Source organism: Streptomyces sp. NPDC002776, assembly GCF_053592195.1.
Genome location: NZ_JBSFVG010000004.1, coordinates 183,747 through 204,956, shown reverse-complemented (window position 1 = coordinate 204,956; position 21,210 = coordinate 183,747). Strand labels below are relative to the sequence as shown.

Sequence of the window (21,210 nt, the reverse complement as noted above, 5' to 3'; positions counted from 1 at the left end):
CCGTCCGGTCAGCCCGCCAGATGGCCCGTGTCGTTCCAGCTCTCCAGCGCCGGTTCCCCGTACGCCCAGCCGAGGACCGAGAGCGAGGTCGGGTTCAGCCTGATCCGGGCGGCGAAGTCCAGCGGCAGTCCCAGCCAGCGGGCGCCGATGGACCGCAGGATGTGCCCATGGGCGAAGACCAGCACGTCCCGGTCCGCGGACCGTGCCCAGGACACCACCTCGTCCGCCCGCGCGGTGACCTCGGCCAGGGACTCGCCCCCGGGGACACCGTCACGCCAGATCAGCCAGCCGGGACGCACGGCCTGTATCTCCGCCGGGGTCATGCCCTCGTACGCGCCGTAGTCCCACTCCATCAGCGTGTCCCACTCGGCGGCGCGCTCCCCGAACCCGGCCAGCTCGCACGTGGCACGCGCGCGTGCCAGCGGACTGGTCCGCACCTCCACCCCGGGCAGCCCGTCCAGCGGTGCCCGGTGCAGCCGCTCCCCGAGCAGCTTCGCCCCCCGCTGTCCCTCCTCCAGCAGCGGCACATCGGTCCGCCCCGTGTGCTTGCCGGACAGCGACCACTCGGTCTGCCCGTGCCGGGCCAGCAGAATGCGCGGTGCCATGGGGTGCAGAGCCTTTCCAGGAAGATGCGAGGCGGAGCCCATCCATCATCCCGCACCCTGTGAGGGGGCAACCCAGCGGGCGATCTCTGCGTCTATCAGGGCCGGGGGCGCCCGACGGAGGCGTGCACGTACACCGTAAAGTGGCCTGTCCGGGCAACCGGCGCCACGACGAGAAGGGGGAGGCGATCGGATGCCGCACGCCGAGACACCGGGCATACAGGCGGCACCGCGAAGCCGTCTGCGCTGGTGGACCGAGCTGCCGCTGATCGCATTGGTGTACGCGTGCTACTCGGCGGGCCGCCTGCTCGCCCGCGGTGATGTCACCTCGGCCGTCGACCACGGCCTGGCCATCCTGCGCATCGAGAAGGTGCTGCACCTCAACGCCGAGCACCCGCTCAACCGCCTGTTCACCCGCGAACCGTGGCTGGGTGTGCCCGCCGACTTCTGGTACGCCTCGCTGCACTACCTGATCACCCCGGTGATCCTGGTCTGGATCTTCAGGTCCCGCGCCGTGCACTACCGCGCCGCCCGCACCTGGCTGATGACCTCCACCTTCATCGGCCTGATCGGCTTCACCCTGCTGCCGACCTGCCCGCCCCGGCTGCTGTCCCCGACGCACGGCTTCGTGGACACGATGGCCCAGTACAGCTCGTACGGCTGGTGGGCGGGCGACGCCAGCGCCCCGAAGGGCCTGGGCGGTCTGACCAACCAGTACGCGGCGATGCCGAGCCTGCACTGCGGCTGGGCGCTGTGGTGCGGCGTCATGCTGTGGCGGTACGGCGGGACCCGGCTCGCCAAGATCGCCGCTGTGGTCTACCCGCTGGTGACGGTGATCGTCGTCATGGGCACCGCCAACCACTACTTCCTGGACGCGGTCGCGGGCGCCGCGGTGATGGGCGCCGGCCTGCTGCTGACGCCGTACGTCCTGCGCTGCGCGGAACGGGTCCGGGCGCGCTTCGAGGGCCGCGGCAGTCTGATCGCGGCCGGCTCGGCCCGGGCCGCCGCAGGGGCCTCTCCCGTCGCAGAGACCTCGATTGTCAGTGGCGGATGCCAGACTTCCGCGGGTGAGCGATTTCCACGGCAGCGCGAGTCACGGTTCGAGTCCGGAGCCGAGCCGGGTGCCTCCCCCACGGACGCGGGGGACGGCGCTGCGGCACCGGCTCGCTGAGCTGCGCGGTCCCGAGGTACCGGCCAAGGCGCTGGACGCCCGCGCCCTGGCCGCCCTCGCCGCCAACCCCGGGTGCAGACGGCGCGCCATCCTGGACGGCGCGGGGGTGGACAAGACGGCACTGGCGAGCGCGCTGGGCACGCCCTCGGCCTTCGGTCAGTCGCAGTTCGCCCTCACCCGGGGCAACGCCTTCGAGGCGAAGGTCAAGGCGGACGGCGGCGCCGAGCTGCTGCGTCTCGTGCACGAGAAGCTGGACCGCTCCGCCGAACCGCCCGCGCGGGCGCAGGTGCCGGACCTCTCCGCGACCGGCCCCGAGGGCCGCGCGGCCCGCACGGCGCTGGCGCTGCGCGAGGCGGCCGGGGCGCCGGGCGCCTGGACCCTGCTGGACCACCCGATGCTCGCGCTCGACGTGGCCGGCTCCCCCGCCTTCCTGGAGCCCGACGCTGTGGTGGCGCACCCCGACGGCAGCTGGACGGTCGTGGAGATCAAGTCCTTCCCGATGCTGGACGGCTCCGCGGACCCGTCCAAGGTCGGCGCCGCGGCCCGGCAGGCGGCGGTGTACGTCCTGGCCCTGGAGCAGGTCGCCGCCCGCATCTCCCCGCCCCCGCGCGTGCGGCACCGGATCCTGCTGGTGTGCCCCAAGGACTTCTCCAACCTCCCCACCGCCTCCGCCGTCGACATCCGCAAGCAGCGCGCGGTGACCGCCCGTCAGCTGGCCCGGCTCACCCGGATCGAGGAGATCGCCGACGCCCTCCCCGAGGGCACCTGCTTCGACCCGGAGCTGCCCGCCGCCGAGCTGACGGCCGCGGTGGAGGCCGTTCCGGCGGCGTACGCGCCCGAGTGCCTGTCCGCCTGCGAGCTGGCCTTCCACTGCCGTGACCGCGCCCGCTCGGCCGGCGCGGTCACCTCGCTGGGCCGTTCGGTCCGGGCCGAACTGGGCGGTCTGACCACCGTCGAGGACGTCCTGGCGGCGGCCCACGGCACCGCCGGGGACCCGGCCGACCCGGCGGTGGCGGCCCTGCGCAGGGCGGCCCGGCTGCGGGCCGAGGCGCTCGGCGCCCGGGAGGCGGCCCCGTGTCCCTGATCGCCACCCTCGCCCGCCTGGAAGCGGTCAGCACCGGCCGCGCCCAGCCCTCGGCCACCGTCCGCCACCGCCGGCTCTCCGAGCGCCCGCTGGTCTTCGTGCCGCTCACCACCGCCGGTGAGGCCGGCGCCCCGCTCGGCGCCCTGGTCGGCACCGACCGGGACGCGCCCCGGCTGCTGGTCGTGCCGCAACCGCGCGACCGGGACCTGCGGTTCGCGTTCCTGGCGCAGCTGGCCGATGTGGTCCTGCCGCACATCGAGGCGTACACCGAGGCCGTCGAGACCGCCGAGCGCACCGACACCGACCCGGAGACCGGCAAGCGCGTCAAGGTCGAGGTCGACCTGTGCGCGGACGCACCCCAGCTGATCGTCCCGAGCCGCGCGGGCCTGGACTTCGTACGCCTGCTCGGCCGGTCCATGCGCTTTCGCCGTACGGCGGAGCAGGACCCGGAGACGCCCTACCCGGCGCCGCCCCGGGTGCCGCTGCTCGGCCGGTGGCTGACGCACTACGGCGAGCGGTCGCGGGTGCCGGGCTCCTCTCTGCTGCTGGCGATGACCGATCTGCTGGCCCGGCACTGGGCGACCGGGCAGTCCACCCTGGAGGACCAGCACCTGGGCGCGCTGCTCGCCTGGATCGACCCGCCGGACGGCGAGTCGGGCGCCGAGGCCGCCCTGCGCGCGGAGCTCGCCCGGGACGAGCGGGGCCAGCTGTGGTGGCCGCCCGCGGGCCCGGCCACCGACCCGGCGTTCGACAACAAGCTGCTCGCCCCCGCCATCGAGCGCTACGACCGCGCCCGCACCGCGCTCGCCGCGGCGGAGGACGGTCTGCAGGCAGACACCCGGCTCGGGGTGCTGACCGACGCCGAGCGGGAGATCCGCGCCCTGGTCGAGGGCGTCCTCCGGCCCACCTGGGACGCGGTGTGGCAGGGCCTGGACCTGCTGCGCACCCGGCTGCCCGAGGCCGGGCTCCACGTCGAGGAGCGGTGGACGCGCGACCGCTGGTCGTTCACCGCCCACCGGGACCGGATCACGGCCGGTGAGCCCCCGCAGCCGCGCCGCGACGACGCGGTGACGGCGGCGAACAAGCTCGCCGCGCGCGAGCGCGAGCAGGCCCGCCTGGAGGCGCAGGAGGCACTCGACGACCCGCTGGTGATGGCGGGGCGGCGGCTGGCCGGGGAGGCGTTCGCGGGCGAGGTCGTCGAGGTCGTCATGGCGTACAGCGAGGGCAAGCGGCCGAGCCCGCGCCCGCTGGTCACGGTGCGCACGGACGACCGGCCGCAGCTCGGCGAGCGGATGAAGGTGTACCGCTCGCTGGGCGGGAAGCCGCAGTCGGCGGAGTTCGTGAGCGGCGACGGCGATCTGCTGGTGCTGCGGGTCCTGGACAAGATGGGGCGCGGCAAGGAGCCCGAGGCGGGGTCCGTGCCGGAGAAGGGCGACCGGCTCTGCTTCACCCTGTTCGAGCACGAGCAGCGGGGCGGGGCGAAGCTGCCCGACCCGGAGCAGACGCCGTGGACGCACGGCGGGCCGCCCGGCGAGGCCGTACCGGAGCCCGCCGATCAGCCGACCGAGGAGGACGTCCTGTGACCGCCGTGTTCGACCCGGGTGCGGCGGCCGCGCAGGCCACCGACGCGATCCTCGCCGACACCCTGCACGGCACGCACCGCGGGGTGGTCGTCGACTCCCCGCCCGGTGCCGGCAAGTCCACGCTGGTGGTGCGGGCGGCACTGGAACTGGCCGACGCGGGCCGCCCGCTGATGGTCGTGGCGCAGACCAACGCCCAGGTCGACGACCTGGTCCTCCGGCTCGCCGAGAAGAACCCCGGCCTGCCGGTGGGCCGGCTGCACAGCAGCGACGCCGACCCCTACGACAAGGCGCTGGACGACCTGCCGCACGTACGCAAGTCGGCGAAGGCGGCGGAGTTGACCGGGCTGCCGGTGACCGTGTCCACGGCCGCGAAGTGGGCGCATGTGAAGGTCGACGAGCCGTGGCGGCACGCGATCGTGGACGAGGCGTACCAGATGCGGTCGGACGCGCTGCTGGCCGTGGCCGGGCTGTTCGAGCGGGCGCTGTTCGTGGGCGACCCGGGACAGCTGGACCCGTTCGCGATCGTCGGCAGCGAGCAGTGGGCGGGGCTGTCGTACGACCCGTCGGCGTCCGCGGTGACCACGCTGCTCGCGCACAATCCCGAGCTGCCCCAGCACCGGCTGCCGGTGTCCTGGCGGCTGCCGGCGTCGGCGGCGCCGCTGGTCTCGGACGCCTTCTACCCGTACACGCCGTTCCGCAGCGGCACCGGCCATGACGACCGCCGCCTCGCCTTCGCCGTGCCCTCCGACGGGTCGGGCCCCGACAGGGTGATCGACGAGGCGGCCGAGGCGGGCTGGGGCCTGCTGGAACTGCCCGCGCGGCACACCCCGCGCACGGACCCGGAGGCGGTGCGGGCGGTGGCGGCGGTCGTACGGCGGCTGCTGGACCGCGGTGGCGCGGCCACCTCGGAGCGGTCCCCGGACCCGGCGCCGCTGACCGCGGAGCGGATCGCCGTCGGCACCGCGCACCGCGACCAGGCGGCCGCGGTGCGGGCGGCGCTGGCGGAACTCGGGGTGAGTGACGTCACCGTCGACACGGCGAACCGTCTTCAGGGCCGGGAGTACGACGTGACGGTGGTCCTGCATCCCCTGTCCGGGCGGCCCGACGCCACCGCGTTCCATCTGGAGACGGGCCGCCTGTGCGTCCTCGCCTCCCGCCACCGGCACGCCTGCATCGTGGTCTGCCGAGCGGGCGTGACCGACCTCCTCGACGACTACCCGTCCACGGAACCGGTGCAGCTGGGAACACTCGTGAAGTTCCCGGACGGCTGGGAGGCGAACCACGCGGTCCTGGCCCGGCTGTCGGAACACCAGGTCCCATGGCGCCCCTGACCGACCCGCCCGGGACGACCCACCGACCCACCGTCCCGCCGGACGGAGTCCGGCACGCCGCCGCAGGCGGCCGACGAATACAGCCCGGACGGCTGGGAGGCGAACCACGCGGTCCTGGCCCGGCTGTCGGAACACCAGGTCCCGGGCGCCCTTGACCGACCCGCCCCGGCGCCGTGCGGACCGGGAAAGCGCCGGAGGCGACCCGCCCCCTTGCGCGGGCGCGGGACAATGGACGGTGGCCCGCTCCCTGGGGGTCATCCGTGACGTACGAGGAGGAGAAGACATGGCGGAGCCCACGCCGCGTCGGAACGAACCGCGGCTACGCCCCGCGCCCCTGCTCTTCGAGCCCACGCAGGCGGCGGCCGACCCGGAGCACTTCTTCGACCTGGAGTCGATAGAGGACCCCCGGGCCCTGCTCGCGCGCGCGACGGAGCTGACGGTCGCCTTCCGGGCGGCGGCCGACCGTGCCGTGGAGTTCCAGGCCATCGCGGCGGCCCAGCTCGCCGACCCGCGGCGCTTCGACCGGCTGACGACCGCGGACATCGCGGAGCGGGCCGAATGGACCGAGGACTACGCCAAGAAGATGGTCGAGTTCGGCAGAGACCTGCTGCGGGGGGCGGTCGAGGGCCGGGAGCAGATCGACCCCGTCTGAGCCTGCCTGGCATATGCCGAGCGGGCAAGATCCGGGCAAGATACCCCTTCCCTCCCCTTCCTGTCCCGATTTCCGGCAACCCTCCGGAACGGGACGCTCACGGCCGGTAGATGTAGTCGCCATGAGCAGTTGCCTCGGCGCCTCGGGCGTCACCCCGGACGGAGCGGCCTGGCTGGCCTCGGCAGGAACGTATCCGCGTACCACGCTGGCGTTCTGGGAGGAGCGGCCCGACGCTCCGGTCGTGCTGCCCTGCGGTTCGGTCTTCGACGTGGTCAGCGTCCCCGCGATGTTCGGGCGCCGGATGCTGGACCGGCTCTGGGACGACGGCCCCGGTTCCGGCCCGGTGGCCGTGTTCCGGGGCCGGACCCTGCTGTTCGCCGCACCGGGCACGGCCCAGCGGCTGCCGTCGCTGTTGCGCTGGGAGGAGTTCGGGCGGTCGGCGGCCGTCCCGCCCCTGCTGTGCCACGGCACCGGCGACGCGGTGACCGTCCCCGCGCCGGTCGGCACCCCCGCGCAGACCTCCCGCTGGCTGGTGGCCCCGGACACCCGCCACCCCTGGCTTCCCGGCCCTGAGATCCTGCTCTGGGCGGCCGTCCGAGCGGCACGTGCGGCGGTGCGCATATCGATTTTTCCTCCCCCCGACCAGGATGCTAAGGTCTACGACGTCAGCAGGCGCCGCTAGCTCAGTTGGTTAGAGCAGCTGACTCTTAATCAGCGGGTCCGGGGTTCGAGTCCCTGGCGGCGCACAGACGGTGAAAGCCCCTCGCGGAAGCGGGGGGCCTTCGCATTTCCCCACGACGCCGCGGGGGCGGCTGGGGGTCCGGGGGTTACCCCCGGGGGACGCAGCATCAGCGGGTCCGGGGTTCGAGTCCCTGGCGGCGCACAGACGGTGAAAGCCCCTCGCGGAAGCGGGGGGCCTTCGCATTTCCGGCACCGGCTTCCACGGCACCGCACGGGTGTCCGCGAGTCCCGGGGTTACCCGCGGGCAGAACCCCCGCGGCGCCGCCGGGCCGGACGCGGGCCCCGGCGTTCCAGAGCTCGTCGGCGCACCCGCCGTACCCCCGCGCGCCCGCTACCGCGTCGCGATCCGTACCGTCCAAGCCCCCGAGGTCGTGCGGCCCTCCACCTCCACCCGTACGCCCTCGTCCGGCACCGTGAAGCTTTCGCCCTCGGCGATGGGGGCGTCTGCCAGGGGTGGGTAGACCGAGTTCTCCCAGCAGGCCTCCGTGTGGGGGTGGGCGTCGATCACCTCGACCGGGCCCCGGCCGGACTCCGCGCCGCTGCGGACGCGGTAGACCAGGACCCCGTCCCGGCAGGCCCCCGCGTCGTTGCCGATCCGGCCGCGCGCCTCGAAGGCGAGCGCGCTGTCCGCGCCGGTGCGTACCACCGCGAGCTTGGTGCCGCCCCCGAGCCCGAAGGCGGGAGCCCCCGCGGCGCCCGCCACCGCCACCCCCGGCCCGGCCCCGAGCGGCTCCAGGGTGAGCCGGGTGCCGGCCGGGTCCCGTACGCAGGTCACCTGGCGCGGATCCAGCCAGCCGAGCTTCCACTTGTGCCAGCCGAACAGGTCGGGGGCCAGCCCGAACTGGCTGCCCATCAGGTCCCAGTCGCCGACGTAGGTGTCCCAGTCGCCCTCGCCGTCCACCGGCCGGTGGTAGAGATCCGGAAGATCGAAGACATGGCCCGTCTCGTGGGCGAGAACCAGCCGGTCCGGTGGATGCTGCTCGAAGATCGTGACGACGCGCCGGATCTCCGTCCCGTCCGCGCGCAGCGGGGTGTCCAGGTTCACCACCTTCGTGGCGTCGGAGTCCACCCCGGGCGCGTCCGGGTCGGCGACGAAGTAGACGACGTCGTAGCGGGAGAAGTCCACCCGGCTGTCGGCGGCGGCCAGCGCGTCGCGCAGATAGGCGCCCCGGGGCACGGGCTGCCAGTCGCGCTGTATGGCGTACGCCGTCGAGGGGCGCGGCATCCGGACCCAGTCCCCGAGCGGATGCGGACGCAGCGCGAACCTGCCGTAGGAGGCCCGCTCGAAGAACCGGCTGGTGGCCGGGAAGTGGTCGGCGGTCAGCTCGGCGGGGCTGGTCAGCGGGGTGGAGTCCGGGAAGGACAGGAACACCATGACCGCGTCCAGCGAGCGGGCCGGCCGCGGATAGGCGGCGTTCCAGGTGTCCAGGCCCTCCGAGTGGTGGGCGTCGGTGCGTTTCAGGGCGCAGGGCTCCGCCGAGTACGGCTCGGCGACCGAGGGGGCGGAGAGGATCGACGTCGCGGCGAGCGCCGACATCGTGGTGAACACGGCGGCGGTGGTGCGCAGTCGGGGCCATGCGCGCACCCGGCCCCCGAGTTCTCGGAACGTCGCACGGGTGAGTTCCCTGAGCGGGAGCTGACGCGGCACGTGGACCTCCGGGAGCGGTTCGCGGGACACCGCACCCAGCCTGTGGGAATTTGTCGTACAACGCCCTGTTTGTCTGCACCGGACGAGTGAGAGGCGCGGCGGAAAGCCGACGCCGACACCCCCGAAACGCTCACGGACCGTCACATGTGGTCGGGAGGCTGCTGAACCTGTCCAGGTGCGGGCAGAAACGAATTGTCAGATCGGCGGCTCGGTCCGGGACACTGGACAGTGGCTGGAAGGGCCCCGACCCAGCCTCTATGATCGGCACACTTTCCTGACCCTTTTCTGTACTGTCCTGATCCTTTTCCTGCACGGATCCGGCCCGGCGGCCGCCAGGTCGGTCGGCATCCCGACGAGACCCATCCGAAGACCGAGTGCACTGCGGGAGCGAGCGGTGAGCGGAACGTCCGAAGGGCCGGCGCCCGCGGCAGATCTCATCGGGCCGGCCGTCACAGAGAGTAGTCAAGGGTCCCCTTCGCGTACCGGTCCGCACGAGCGGCCGGACACCACGCCCTTCCGGTCCGCCTTCCACGCCGCCCCCCTGGCGATGGCCGTCGTCGACCGTGAGGGCCTGGTCACCGGCGCCAACCCGGCCCTCGGCGAGCTGCTCGGCAGGACCCCGCAGGCGCTGGCCGGAGCGGTCGCCGCCGATCTGGTGGACCTGACGTCCGACGCGCGCACCTGGTACGCGTACCGCGAGGTGCTGCGCGGCCGGCAGGCCCGGCTGCGCTGCACGCGCCGGCTGAAGCACCCCGACGGGCACTGCCTGTGGGTGCAGGTCGCCATCGCGCCGCTGCCCGCCGAGGAGCGCGGCGGAGTCCTGCTGTCGGTCGCCGACATCAGCACCCGGCGTGAACTCCAGGCCCGGCTGCGGCACTTGCAGAACCACGACCCGGTGACCCGGCTGCCCAACCGCACCCTGTTCTTCGAGCGTCTGTCGGCCGCGCTGGAGGCGGAGGCGTACGAGGAGGGCACCGGGCGGATCGGGCTGTGCTATCTCGACCTGGACGGCTTCAAGGCGGTCAACGACACCCTCGGCCACCGGGTGGGCGACCGGCTGCTGGCGGCCGTGGCCGAGCGGCTGACCCGGTGCGCGGACGAGGCGGCGTACGCCAGGGCGAGCACCCCGCTGGTGGCGCGGCTCGGCGGCGACGAATTCGCCCTGCTGGTCGAGGACTCCACGGGCACCGAGCAACTCGCCGAGCTCGCCGAGTCGGTGCTCACGGCGCTGCAGGACCCCTTCGACATCTCGGGCCGGCGGCTGTCGGTGTCGGCCTCGATCGGGGTGGTGGAGCGGCATGCCGCCGGGACCAGCCCCACCGCGCTGATGCAGGCCGCCGACACCACGCTGTACTGGGCGAAGGCCGACGGCAAGGACCGCTGGACACTGTTCGACCCCGAGCGCAACGCCCACCGCATGACCCGCCAGGCCCTCGCCTCCACGCTCCGGCCCGCCATCGAGCGCGGCGAGTTCGTGCTGGAGTACCAGCCGCTGGTGTGCATGGAGGACGGCCGGCTGCGCGGGGTGGAGGCGCTCGTGCGGTGGGATCATCCGCAGTTCGGACTGCTGACGCCGAATCGGTTCATCGGACTGGCCGAGGAGGACGGCTCGATCGTGCCGCTCGGCCGCTGGGTGCTGGCCACCGCCTGCCGCCAGGCCCGGCAGTGGCAGCTGGACCGCCCGGACGAGCCGCCGATCTTCGTCAGCGTGAATGTGGCGGTCCGTCAGGTCTGGGACTCCGACCTGGTCGCCGACGTGGCCGAGATCCTCGCGGAGACCGGCCTGGCGCCGCACCTGCTCCAGCTGGAGCTGACCGAGTCCGCGGTGATGGGCTCCGGCGGCCGGCCGCAGCAGGCGCTCCAGGCGCTCAGCGACATGGGCGTGCACATCGCGATCGACGACTTCGGCACCGGCTACTCGAACCTGGCCTATCTGAGCCGGCTTCCGGTGTCGGTGCTGAAGCTGGACGGTTCCTTCGTCAAGGGCTTCCAGTACGACGGTGAGGGCATCGCGCCGAACCCGGCCGACGAGGTCGTGGTGGAGGCGATGATCCAGCTCGCCCACCGGCTGGGGCTCACCGTGACGGCGGAGTGCGTGGAGACGTCGGCGCAGGCGTCCCGGCTACGGCGGATCGGCTGCGACACCGGCCAGGGATGGCTGTACTCGCGGCCGGTGACGCCGGATCGTATCTCCGAGCTGCTGCGCTCGCCGGAGGTTCAGGCGGCCGCTCGTAGGTCGTAGGCGTCCGCGAGGAGTTCGTAGGACCGCAGCCGCAGTTCCCCGCGGTGGGCGTGGGACGTGATCATCAACTCGTCGGCGCCGGTGCGCTTGTGGAGGTCGTCCAGGCCCGAGCGGACCTCGTCGGCGGTGCCGTGCACGATGTTGGCGCCCCAGGACGCGATGAACTCCTCCTCCATGGCGCTGAACGAGTGCGCCTCGGCCTCCTCGGGGCTGGGGAAGAGGCCGGGGCGCCCGGTCCGCAGCCGCACCATGCTGAGCCCGGTGGCCCGCACCTGCCGCCGGGCCTCCCGCGGGTCGTCGGTGGCGAGCGCGGAGACGCCGATCAGGGCGTACGGCGCGTCCAGCACCTCGGACGGCCGGAAGGACTCCCGGTAGAGATCGAGCGCCGGGATCGTGTTGTGCGCGGAGAAGTGGTGCGCGAAGGCGAAGGGAAGGCCGAGGGTGCCGGCCAGCCGGGCGCTGAAGCCGGACGAGCCGAGGAGCCAGACGGGCGGCCGGTGCGGGCTCTGCACCCCGCCGGGGGCGGTGGCCTGGACCGGGCCCGGGACGGCGTGGATGCGGCGGTAGGGGTGGCCATCGGGGAAGTCGTCGTCGAGGAAGCGGGTCAGCTCGGCGAGCTGCTGGGGGAAGTCGTCGGCGGCTTCGTTCAGCCGGTCGGTGCGGCGCAGGGCGGCGGCCGTGGCGCCGTCCGTGCCGGGCGCCCGGCCGAGGCCGAGGTCGACCCGGCCGGGGGCGAGCGCCTCCAGGGTGCCGAACTGCTCGGCGATGACCAGGGGGGCGTGGTTGGGGAGCATGACGCCGCCGGAGCCGAGGCGGATGCGGTCGGTGTGGGCGGCGAGGTGGGCGAGGATCACGGCGGGCGAGGAGGAGGCCACGCCGGGCATGGAGTGGTGCTCGGCGATCCAGTAGCGGTGGAACCCGCGGGACTCCGTGAGGCGGGCGAGGTCGACGCTGGTGCGCAGCGCGTCGGTGGCGGTGCTGCCCGCGCCGACGGTGACCAGGTCGAGTACGGACAGGGGGACGGGGGCGGTGCCCTGTGCCGTGCCCCGGATCTCGTCTGCCGCCATCGGTGAGTGCCTCCTGAAATCGCGCCGGCGTGGTTCCTCGGGCGATAACAGGAGGCAGACTCCGCTTTATTCCCGGCTGTCCCCCGTGCTTGTTCCTACACCTGGACGATCGGCTCCCTCGTGAACAGGGAGCCCAGTGTCGGGGCGTTCACCCTGCGGTCGGTCAGGCGCAGGGCCTCCCAGACCGTGACCTGGTTGGCCGTCAGGACCGGCTTGGACAGTTCCTTCTCCAGCGCCGGGATGAGCGCCACGGTGTGCAGTGCCGTGTCCGGGAGCAGGACCGCCTCCGCCGCCTCGTGGTCGGCCCGGCGGGCGAGGGCCAGGACCTCCTCCTCGCCCCACCGGCCCACCTCGGCCGCCGTGACGATGCCGGAACCCCGCACCGACACCACCTCCGCGCCGCCCGCCCGCAGGAACCCGGCGAACAGGTCCGCCACGTCGTCGGGGTACGTCGCCCCCACCGCCACCCGGCGCAGCCCCAGCTCCGCCAGCGCGTGCACGAAGGCGAAGGAGGTCGAGGAGGCCGGCATGCCCGCGGCCAGGGCGAGGGCGCGCACCTGCTCGTGGGCGCCCTCCCAGCCGTGCACGAAGCTGCCGCTCGTGCAGGCCCAGACCACCGCCTCCGCGCCGGTCAGCCGCAGTTGCTCCACGCCCGCCGCCAGGCGGTCCGCGGAGCCCATCTCCCTGAGGGCGTCCACCCGGTGCGCGTCCTCGCCGATGTCCGTGTGCACCAGGTCCACCCGGATGTCGCTGCCCAGGAGCTGCTCGATGCGTGGATAGTCGTCCTCGGCGGAGTGGCCCGGGTAGAGGAATCCGAGTGCCGTCATGTCGAACCTTCCTGCTGCTGTTCCACGTCCGGAAGTGCGGGGCCGCTGCGGGCCGCCGGATCGATCAGCGTCTGGTACGGCCCCACGGCTCGGGTACCCAGCCGACGCAGGGCCGCCCACATCGTGACCTGGTTGGCCGAGATCACCGGTATGCGCAGTTCCGCCTCCAGTTGCGGGATCACGTCGTAGGTCGGCAGGTTGGTGCAGCTGATGAACAGGCAGTCCGTGCCGCGCCGCACCGCCCCGCGTGCCATGTCCACCACATCGCGGTAGGGCACCTTCCATATGTGCCGCGTCAGGCCCATGAACGCACACCCCGTCACCCTGACGCCCGCCTCGGCCACGTACTCCTCCAGCGACCGGGTCACCGACACCGTGTACGGCGTCACCAGCGCCACCCGTCGCGCGCCGAGGTCGGCCAGCGCCTCCAGCAGCGCCCCCGAGGTGGTCACCGAGGGCACCGCGCCCGCCCTGGTCATCGCCTCGCACATCGCCCGCTCGCCCGCGATCCCGCCGACGAAGCTGCCCGAGGCGCAGGCGTAGGCCACCACCTCGGGGGCGATGGCGATCAGGGTGCGGACCCCCTCGGAGAGCGTCTCGTGCTCGCTCACCAGCCGCGCCAGGTCCAGGCTCACCTCGACCGGCACGTACGGCGTGCGGGTCAGATGCAGGGACACCTCGTCCGGGATCCAGCGCCACAGTTCGCGGTCGAGGGCGAAGTCGAACGGCGCGACCACACCGACACCGCGCTGCGGCCGGGGACCACCGAGGAAGGACACGTCCATCGCAGGCACCGCCCTCGCGAGGAGACAGGGGACCGGCGGACGGTGCGGGCGTCCGTGTTGACGAAGGTAGATTCGGGTGCGAGCGTGGTCAATCCGCGCATGTCAGACGTCCGGTTCTCAGCGAAGGAACGGCATGACCACGCCCACGCTGCTCGTCCTGGACGCCGACCCGCTCCCCCGGCTCGGACGGCTCACCGGGCGGGCGCGGATCGAGCACGCGGACCCCGCCACCCTCGCCGACCGGCTGCCGCACGCCGATGTGCTGCTGGTCTGGGACTTCACCTCGCACGCCGTACGGCACGCCTGGCCCGGTGACGGCCCCCGGCCCCGCTGGGTCCATACGGCGAGCGCGGGCGTCGACCACCTGATGTGTCCGGAACTCGCCGTCTCCGACACCGTGGTCACCAACGCCCGCGGCATCTTCGACGAGCCCATCGCCGAGTACGTCGCCGCCCTCGTGCTGGCGATGGCCAAGGACCTGCCGCGCACCCTGGAGCTGCAGGGGCAGCGGACCTGGCAGCACCGCGAGTCGCGGCGGCTGAGGGGCACCCGCGCCTGTGTCGTCGGCTCCGGGCCCATCGGGCAGGCCGTCGTCCGCACGCTCAAGGCGCTCGGCGTCGTCCCCGCGCTGGTCGGCCGGGTCCCGCGCACCGGCATCCACGGCCCCGAGGACCTGGACCGGCTGATCGCCCGCGCCGACTGGATCATCGCCGCCGCACCGCTCACCGAGCAGACCCACGGCATGTTCGACGCGCGCCGGTTCGGCGTGATGCAGCCCTCCGCGCGGTTCATCAACGTCGGCCGGGGACAGCTCGTCGTGGAGGAGGCGCTCGTCGAGGCGCTGTCCAAGCGGTGGATCGCGGGCGCCGCGCTGGACGTCTTCGCGCACGAACCCCTCGGCGCCGACAGCCCGTTGTGGGGCTTGCCGGGACTGATCGTCTCCCCGCACATGAGCGGGGACACCGTCGGCTGGCGCGACGAACTCGCCGCTCAGTTCGTGGAGTTGTACGCGCGCTGGGAGGCGGGCAGAACCCTGCCGAACGTCGTCGACAAGCAGCGCGGATACGTACCGGGACGCTGAACTTCCCCCCGCTGGAGGGCGTATGACCGACCTGACCGGACTCACGGCCGGACAACTCCTCGACGGTTACCGCGCGGGCGCGTTCAGCCCGGTGGACGCCACGCGGGCGGTGCTGGAGCGGGCCGAGCTGATCCAGCCGGAGGTGAACGCGTTCGTGCGGATCACCGCCGAGCAGGCGCTGGCACAGGCCCGCGCGTCGACCGAGCGGTGGCGGCGCGGGGAGCCCGCAGGGCTGCTGGACGGGGTGCCGGTCACGGTGAAGGACATCCTGCTGATGCGGGGCGCGCCCACCCTGAAAGGCTCCAAAACCATTTCGGAGCAAGGGACTTGGGACGAGGACGCGCCGTCCGTCGCCCGCCTGCGCGCGCACGGTGCCGTCTTCGTCGGCAAGACCACCACCCCCGAGTTCGGCTGGAAGGCCGTCACCGACTCGCCCCTGACCGGGGTCACCCGGCATCCGCTGGACCCGACGCGCACGGCGGGCGGGTCCAGCGGCGGCGCCGCGGCGGCCGTGGCGCTCGGCGCGGGCCCGCTGGCGCTCGGCACCGACGGCGGCGGAAGCGTCCGTATCCCGGCGTCCTTCTGCGGGATCTTCGCGCTGAAGCCGACCTACGGCCGGGTGCCGCTGTATCCCGCGAGCGCGTTCGGGACGCTCGCGCACGTGGGCCCGATGACCCGGGACGTCGCCGACGCGGCGCTGCTGCTCGACGTCATCGGGGCGCCGGACTCCCGGGACTGGTCGGCGCTGGGCCCCGCGCCCGGATCGTTCCTGGACGGGCTGACCGGGGGCGTGCGCGGGCTGCGGGTGGCGTACTCGCCCACGCTCGGCGGCCAGGTGGCGGTGCGTCCGGCGGTGGCCTCGGCGGTGCGGGGGGCGGTGGAGCGGCTCGCGGGGCTCGGCGCGTACGTCGAGGAGGCCGACCCCGATGTCACCGATCCGGTGGACGCCTTCCACACCCTGTGGTTCTGCGGCGCCGCCCGGGTCACCCAGCGTCTCGGCCCGGACCAGCGGGAGCTGCTCGACCCCGGTCTGCGCGAGATCGCCGCACTCGGCGCCCGCCGCAACGCCCTGGACTATCTGGCCGCCGTCGACGTCCGGGCGGAACTCGGCCGACGGATGGGCCGCTTCCACGACTCCTACGACCTGCTGGTCACCCCCACCCTGCCGATCACCGCGTTCGAGGCCGGCGCCGAGGTGCCCAAGGGCTCCGGGCACCGCCGCTGGACGGGGTGGACGCCCTTCACGTACCCCTTCAACATGACCCAGCAGCCGGCCGCCACCGTCCCCGTCGGCACCGACGGGGACGGACTGCCGGTCGGTCTCCAGCTGGTGGCCGCCCGGCACCGGGACGATCTGGTGCTGCGGGCGGCGCACGCGCTCATGTCCGGCGGAAGCTGAGCGTCTCCCCCGCCGCGCCCGAGCGCCAGAGGTCGTTGCAGGCGTCCGCCATCTGGGGCAGACCCGCCACGATCTGGCCCCAGACGATGCCGGGCACCCAGCCCACATCGCCGTTGAGCAGCAGGTTGTTGCGTTCGTAGAACAGGGCGAGGTCGACCAGGGTGGTGCCGGGGCGGACCTCGCGGTCGTAGCCGTAGGCCTTGGTGCCCAGCTCCGCGCCCGCGAAGGCGAAGTAGCACAGGTCGCCGGGGATGGGGGTGACGGTCGGGTTCTCCAGGGGCGGCTCGGTGTCCGCGAAGGGCGGGAAGAGGGCGTAGATCTCGTTGCGGGCGTATTTGGCGTGGTAGACGTCCCCGCTGAGCGGGAGGGCGTCCCAGACGGCCGCGCAGGTGATCGGTGCGCGGTCGTCCAGGAGTTTCGCCGTGCAGTGGATGTCCCGCTTCAGGAGCGAGACCTCGATGAACCGATCAGTCATACGAACAGGGTGCATACATCGCATGCGCTCGGGTAGCCGCGCCGCCATGGCTCCACCACTCGAACATGGCGAACACACATCTGGACCCACCCGCCGAACGCTGCTCGCGGGGGTGGCGGCGCTCGGTGCGCTGGGCGCGGCAGGCTGCTCACGGGTCGCCACGGCGTCCACGGAGGACGGCGGTGACCTGCTGGAACGGCTGCGCGCCGCGGGTGTCGTGCGGCTGGGCATCGCAGGTGAGATTCCGTTCGGCTACATCGACCGCGACGGTGAGCTGACCGGCGAGGCGCCCGAACTGGCCAAGGTGATCTTCAAGCGGCTCGGGGTGGACCGGGTGCAGCCCGTGCCGACCGAGTTCGGCTCGCTGATCCCCGGGCTCAACTCGCAGCAGTTCGATGTGGTCGCGGCCGGGATGTACGTCAATCCCGAGCGCTGCGAGCAGGTCATCTTCTCCGATCCCGACTACCAGATGCTCGACTCCTTCATCGTCCGCAAGGGCAATCCGAAGGGTCTGCACACCTACCGGGACGTGGTGGAGAAGAAGGCGAAGTTCGCCACCGGAACCGGTTACGCGGAGATCCAGTACGCGGTCGAGGCCGGGTACGAGGAGAGCGACATCCTCATCGTCCCGGACCAGGTCGCCGGGCTGAACGCCGTGGAGGCGGGGCGGGTCGACGTGTTCGCCGGGACCGCGCTGACCACCCGCGAGGTGGTGAAGAAGTCGAGCAAGGCGGAGGCGACCAAGGCCTTCAAGCCCATCGTCGGCGGCAAACCCCATGTGGACGGCGGCGCGTTCGCCTTCCGGCCCACCGAGACCAGGCTGCGGGACGCCTTCAACGTGGAGCTGCACAAGCTGAAGAAGAGCGGCGAACTGCTGCGCATCCTCAGGCCGTTCGGCTTCACCGAGGCGGAGATGACCGACCTGACCGCGAAGGAGCTGTGCGGCGGATGACGTCGGGACTCTGGGAACTCGTACTCAAGGGCGTCTGGGTCACCGTCCAGCTGCTGTTCCTCAGCGCGCTGCTGGCCACGGCCGTCTCGTTCGTGGTCGGCATCGCCCGCACCCACCGGCTGTGGATCGTCCGTTTCCTCGCGGGCTTCTACACCGAGGTGTTCCGCGGGACCTCCGCGCTGGTGATGATCTTCTGGGTGTTCTTCGTGCTGCCCACGGCCTTCGGCTGGCAGCTGGTGCCGATGTGGGCCGGCACGCTGGCGCTCGGCCTGACGTACGGCGCGTACGGCTCGGAGATCGTGCGCGGCGCCCTGACCGCGGTGGATCCGGCGCAGCAGGAGGGCGGTATCGCCCTCAGCTTCACGCCCTGGCAGCGGATGCGGCTGATCCTGCTGCCGCAGGCGGTGCCGGAGATGATCCCGCCCTTCTCCAACCTGCTGATCGAGCTGCTCAAGGGCACCGCACTGGTGTCGGTCATGGGCATGGGCGATCTGGCGTTCAGCGGCAACCTGGTACGGCTCGCGCTCCAGGAGAGCGCCGAGATCTACACGTACCTGCTGTTCATCTACTTCGTGATCGCCTTCCTGCTCACCCGGGTGATGCGGGGTCTGGAGAAGCAGCTGAAGGCCGGTGTCGGCAAGCAGCCGGAGAAGCGGGTCGTCGTGCCCGAGCCGGTCGGGGGTGGTCTGTGATGACCTGGGACTGGAACGCCGTGAGCGACTTCATGCCGCACTTCTGGGACGGGCTGTGGGTCACCCTCCAGGCCCTCGCCCTCGGTTCGCTGATCTCCTTCGCCCTCGGGCTGGTGTGGGCGCTGCTGATGCGCGCGCCCAGCCGCTGGGTGCGCTGGCCGGTCGGGGCGGTCACCGAGTTCATCCGCAACACCCCGCTGCTGGTGCAGCTGTTCTTCCTCTTCTACGTGCTGCCCGAGTGGGGCCTGACCTTCTCGGCGCTGATCACCGGTGTGGTCGGCATCGGGCTGCACTACTCCACGTACACGATGCAGGTCTACCGGGCCGGCATCGAGGCGGTGCCGGTCGGCCAGTGGGAGGCCGCGACGGCGCTGAACCTGCCGCTCACCCGGACGTGGACCGCGGTGATCCTGCCGCAGGCGATCCGGCGGGTCGTGCCGGCGCTCGGCAACTACGTGATCTCCATGCTCAAGGACACGCCGCTGCTGATGGCGATCACCGTCCTCGACATGCTCGGCCAGGCGCGGCTGTTCGCCCAGGAGCAGTTCCAGTTCACCGAGCCGCTGACGGTGATCGGTGTGGCCTTCATCGTCATTTCCTATCTGGCCTCCCTTCTTCTGCGAGCCCTGGAGCGACGCCTTGTCCACTGACATCCAGCCCGGCCCCGACATGAACCCCGCCGACCGGCGCGCGAACGGCGAGCTGATCCGGCTGGAGCAGGTCACCAAGCGGTTCGGCGACAACACCGTCCTCGACCACCTCGACTTCTCCGTCCAGGCGGGCAAGCACGTCACGCTGATCGGCCCCTCCGGCTCGGGCAAGACCACGATCCTGCGGCTGCTGATGACGCTGACCAAGCCCGACGAGGGCACGATCACCGTGGACGGGCAGCGGCTGTTCCCGGCGCCCGAGAAGCAGGTGCGCGAGGTCCGCAAGAAGATCGGGATGGTGTTCCAGCAGTTCAACCTGTTCCCGAACATGACGGTCCTCAGGAACATCACCGAGGCCCCGGTGACCGTGCTCGGCATGTCCAAGGACGCGGCCGAGGAGCGGGCCCGGGACCTGCTGGAGCTGGTCGGCCTCACCGAGCACCTGGACAAGCGCCCCGGGCAGCTCTCCGGCGGCCAGCAGCAGCGGGTGGCGATCGCCCGGGCGCTGGCGATGCGTCCGCGGGTGCTGCTGCTGGACGAGGTGACCTCGGCGCTGGACCCGGAGCTGGTCGCGGGCGTCCTCGATGTGCTCAGGGACATCGCCCGGTCCACCGACATCACGATGCTCTGTGTGACCCATGAGATGAACTTCGCCCGGGACATCTCGGACCAGGTGCTGATGTTCGACTCCGGGCGGGTCATCGAGGCCGGCGCCCCGGAGAAGATCTTCAGCGACCCCGAGCACGACCGGACCCGGGAGTTTCTCGGCGCGGTGCTGTGACGCGGCGGGCCAGGTGATGGCGGTGTCATATGCCAGGGGGTTATCGCCGCAGTTGAGGGCGTCGGATTCTCGTCAACAAGCGCTCACTACAGGCCCCTTGGCGGCTATCGTGGAGATTGCCTGACCGGAATCCGGCCTCACACAGCTAGCGCAGGGGGAAACACCGTGGCGCTGAAGCACGAGCCGACCGCGCCGTACCACTCGGCCCAGGACGCGTTGCGCGTCCTGGAGACCGTGGCACGGCACACCACCGGAATCACCGACACCGAACTCGCCCGGCACACCACCCTCAGCCCCGAGCGCCTGCCCAGCCTCCTGAGGATGCTGCGCCGCGAGGGGTACGTCGAGCAGACCACGGACGGCGCCTATGTCACCGGCGAGGCGCTGGCCCGGCTGGGCTCGGCGCACGACCGGGAGGCGGCCCTGCGCGAGAAGCTCCAGCGGACGCTGGACCGGCTGCGTGACTCGGTCGGCGCGGCGGTGTACATCAGCCGGTACGTCGACGGTGAGGTGAAGGTCACCCAGTACGCCGAGAGCCCGGCCGCTCCCGCGGTGAACGAGTGGGTGGACTTCCGCTTCTCCGCCCACGCGACGGCGGTCGGCAAGAGCCTGCTGACCCAGCTCGACCACAACGGCCGGCGGGACCATCTCTCGCGGCACAAGATGGCCCGGCTCACCTCGCGCACGATCACCAGTGACAAGCTCCTGCTGTCTCGGCTCGCGGCCCAGCCGCCGACGGTTCCCGTGCTGGATCTGCAGGAGTACGCGGTGGGCACGGTGTGCGCCGCGGTGCCGATCACGGCGGGGGCGTCGGTGGGGTGCCTGGCGGTGTCGCTGCCGCTGGAGCACGCGCACCGGCTGCGGCAGGCGGCGGACGCGCTGAACCGGAACGCGGCGCCGGTGCTGTTGTCTTTGGCGATCTAGCTCGTCTCTCGTCCGCGGGCCGTGGGGGCGGTGGGCCGGCCTGCCCGTGGTTCGAAGCACCCCCTCGGACCAGGTACTATTTTCTTCGTCGCCAGCCGCGAGACACCAAAACAAGCGGTTGGCGTGAGTCATGCGCCGCTAGCTCAGTTGGTTAGAGCAGCTGACTCTTAATCAGCGGGTCCGGGGTTCGAGTCCCTGGCGGCGCACAGACGGTGAAGGCTTCTCGCGAGCAGCGGGGGGCCTTCATCCATTGGCCCCGGACCACCTCGGTGCCGCCAGGGCGGCTGGGGGTCCGGGGGTCACCCCCCGGAAGATGCAGCATCAGCGGGTCCGGGGTTCGAGTCCCTGGCGGCGCACAGACGGTGAAGGCCTCTCGCAAGCAGCGAGGGGCCTTCATCCATTGGCCCCGGACCACCGCGGTGCCGCGAGGGCGGCTGGGGGTCCGGGGGTCACCCCCCGGAAGATGCAGCATCAGCGGGTCCGGGGTTCGAGTCCCTGGCGGCGCACAGACGGTGAAGGCCTC

Annotated in this window: 20 protein-coding genes and 2 tRNA genes; 16 read left to right on the top strand and 6 right to left on the bottom strand. The window is 72.5% G+C overall.

What is annotated here, in order from left to right; genetic code table 11:
• Positions 1–8 precede the first annotated feature (8 nt).
• Positions 9–605: a histidine phosphatase family protein gene (locus ACWD11_RS10825; RefSeq protein ID WP_389415831.1), complete on the bottom strand. Its 597-nt coding sequence runs from the start codon at positions 603–605 to the stop codon at positions 9–11.
• A 190-nt stretch (positions 606–795) separates the two neighbouring features.
• Between ACWD11_RS10825 and ACWD11_RS10820 the strand changes: the two genes are divergently transcribed.
• The 7 genes from ACWD11_RS10820 (at position 796) to ACWD11_RS10790 (ending at position 7,169) form a co-directional block, all read left to right on the top strand.
• Positions 796–1,773, top strand: a complete 978-nt coding sequence (locus ACWD11_RS10820) for a phosphatase PAP2 family protein (protein WP_389415830.1) — start codon at positions 796–798, stop codon at positions 1,771–1,773.
• A complete protein-coding gene (locus tag ACWD11_RS10815; RefSeq protein ID WP_451282502.1) occupies positions 1,724–2,857 on the top strand; it encodes a hypothetical protein in 1,134 nt (377 codons plus the stop codon). The genes ACWD11_RS10820 and ACWD11_RS10815 overlap by 50 nt, the downstream gene beginning before the upstream one ends.
• Positions 2,848–4,440, top strand: a complete 1,593-nt coding sequence (locus tag ACWD11_RS10810; RefSeq protein WP_451282501.1) for a hypothetical protein — start codon at positions 2,848–2,850, stop codon at positions 4,438–4,440. The genes ACWD11_RS10815 and ACWD11_RS10810 overlap by 10 nt, the downstream gene beginning before the upstream one ends.
• Positions 4,437–5,771 carry an AAA domain-containing protein gene (locus tag ACWD11_RS10805; RefSeq protein ID WP_389415827.1) on the top strand — a complete coding sequence of 445 codons (1,335 nt, stop codon included), beginning with the start codon at positions 4,437–4,439 and terminating at the stop codon, positions 5,769–5,771. The genes ACWD11_RS10810 and ACWD11_RS10805 overlap by 4 nt, the downstream gene beginning before the upstream one ends.
• Before the next feature lie 283 nt (positions 5,772–6,054).
• Positions 6,055–6,423 (top strand): hypothetical protein, encoded by a 369-nt coding sequence (locus ACWD11_RS10800; protein WP_389415826.1) that lies wholly within the window; start codon positions 6,055–6,057, stop codon positions 6,421–6,423.
• A gap of 121 nt (positions 6,424–6,544) precedes the next feature.
• A complete protein-coding gene (locus ACWD11_RS10795) occupies positions 6,545–7,105 on the top strand; it encodes a bifunctional DNA primase/polymerase (RefSeq protein WP_451282498.1) in 561 nt (186 codons plus the stop codon).
• Positions 7,096–7,169: transfer RNA gene (locus tag ACWD11_RS10790), tRNA-Lys, on the top strand. The genes ACWD11_RS10795 and ACWD11_RS10790 overlap by 10 nt, the downstream gene beginning before the upstream one ends.
• A 326-nt stretch (positions 7,170–7,495) precedes the next feature.
• Here the strand turns inward: ACWD11_RS10790 and ACWD11_RS10785 are convergent.
• A complete protein-coding gene (locus ACWD11_RS10785) occupies positions 7,496–8,842 on the bottom strand; it encodes a M6 family metalloprotease domain-containing protein (RefSeq protein ID WP_389415823.1) in 1,347 nt (448 codons plus the stop codon).
• 364 nt (positions 8,843–9,206) lie between these two features.
• Here ACWD11_RS10785 and ACWD11_RS10780 point away from each other — a divergent pair, with 364 nt between their 5' ends.
• A complete protein-coding gene (locus ACWD11_RS10780; RefSeq protein WP_451282496.1) occupies positions 9,207–11,054 on the top strand; it encodes a putative bifunctional diguanylate cyclase/phosphodiesterase in 1,848 nt (615 codons plus the stop codon).
• Here the strand turns inward: ACWD11_RS10780 and ACWD11_RS10775 are convergent.
• From ACWD11_RS10775 to ACWD11_RS10765, 3 genes are all read right to left on the bottom strand, one after another.
• On the bottom strand, positions 11,030–12,121 hold the full coding sequence (locus ACWD11_RS10775; RefSeq protein WP_389415821.1) for an LLM class flavin-dependent oxidoreductase: 1,092 nt from the start codon (positions 12,119–12,121) through the stop codon (positions 11,030–11,032). The genes ACWD11_RS10780 and ACWD11_RS10775 overlap by 25 nt on opposite strands.
• Before the next feature lie 95 nt (positions 12,122–12,216).
• Entirely contained in the window at positions 12,217–12,948 is a 732-nt protein-coding gene (locus tag ACWD11_RS10770; protein ID WP_451282494.1) for a maleate cis-trans isomerase family protein, read from the bottom strand.
• Entirely contained in the window at positions 12,945–13,733 is a 789-nt protein-coding gene (locus ACWD11_RS10765; RefSeq protein ID WP_451282492.1) for a maleate cis-trans isomerase family protein, read from the bottom strand. The genes ACWD11_RS10770 and ACWD11_RS10765 overlap by 4 nt, the downstream gene beginning before the upstream one ends.
• A 133-nt stretch (positions 13,734–13,866) precedes the next feature.
• Here ACWD11_RS10765 and ACWD11_RS10760 point away from each other — a divergent pair, with 133 nt between their 5' ends.
• Together ACWD11_RS10760 and ACWD11_RS10755 are read left to right on the top strand one after the other, a co-directional pair.
• Positions 13,867–14,814 carry a D-2-hydroxyacid dehydrogenase gene (locus ACWD11_RS10760; RefSeq protein WP_451282490.1) on the top strand — a complete coding sequence of 316 codons (948 nt, stop codon included), beginning with the start codon at positions 13,867–13,869 and terminating at the stop codon, positions 14,812–14,814.
• 22 nt (positions 14,815–14,836) lie between these two features.
• Complete coding sequence (locus tag ACWD11_RS10755; protein WP_451282488.1) at positions 14,837–16,213, top strand: amidase; 1,377 nt, start codon at positions 14,837–14,839, stop codon at positions 16,211–16,213.
• Here ACWD11_RS10755 and ACWD11_RS10750 read toward each other — a convergent pair.
• Entirely contained in the window at positions 16,194–16,688 is a 495-nt protein-coding gene (locus ACWD11_RS10750; RefSeq protein WP_389415816.1) for a DUF3830 family protein, read from the bottom strand. The two genes, ACWD11_RS10755 and ACWD11_RS10750, sit on opposite strands and share 20 nt — an antisense overlap.
• Positions 16,689–16,734: 46 nt before the next feature.
• Here ACWD11_RS10750 and ehuB point away from each other — a divergent pair, with 46 nt between their 5' ends.
• From ehuB to ACWD11_RS10720, 6 genes are all read left to right on the top strand, one after another.
• Positions 16,735–17,640 carry an ectoine/hydroxyectoine ABC transporter substrate-binding protein EhuB gene (ehuB, locus tag ACWD11_RS10745; protein WP_389415815.1) on the top strand — a complete coding sequence of 302 codons (906 nt, stop codon included), beginning with the start codon at positions 16,735–16,737 and terminating at the stop codon, positions 17,638–17,640.
• Positions 17,637–18,332, top strand: a complete 696-nt coding sequence (ehuC, locus tag ACWD11_RS10740) for an ectoine/hydroxyectoine ABC transporter permease subunit EhuC (protein WP_389415813.1) — start codon at positions 17,637–17,639, stop codon at positions 18,330–18,332. Before ehuB ends, ehuC begins: the two co-directional genes overlap by 4 nt.
• Entirely contained in the window at positions 18,332–18,982 is a 651-nt protein-coding gene (gene ehuD / locus ACWD11_RS10735) for an ectoine/hydroxyectoine ABC transporter permease subunit EhuD (protein ID WP_389415812.1), read from the top strand. Before ehuC ends, ehuD begins: the two co-directional genes overlap by 1 nt.
• A gap of 19 nt (positions 18,983–19,001) precedes the next feature.
• A complete protein-coding gene (gene ehuA / locus ACWD11_RS10730; protein WP_389416422.1) occupies positions 19,002–19,763 on the top strand; it encodes an ectoine/hydroxyectoine ABC transporter ATP-binding protein EhuA in 762 nt (253 codons plus the stop codon).
• A gap of 165 nt (positions 19,764–19,928) precedes the next feature.
• On the top strand, positions 19,929–20,687 hold the full coding sequence (locus tag ACWD11_RS10725; protein ID WP_389415811.1) for an IclR family transcriptional regulator: 759 nt from the start codon (positions 19,929–19,931) through the stop codon (positions 20,685–20,687).
• Positions 20,688–20,819: 132 nt separating this feature from the next.
• Positions 20,820–20,893: transfer RNA gene (locus tag ACWD11_RS10720), tRNA-Lys, on the top strand.
• The last annotated feature ends 317 nt before the right edge of the window (positions 20,894–21,210 follow it).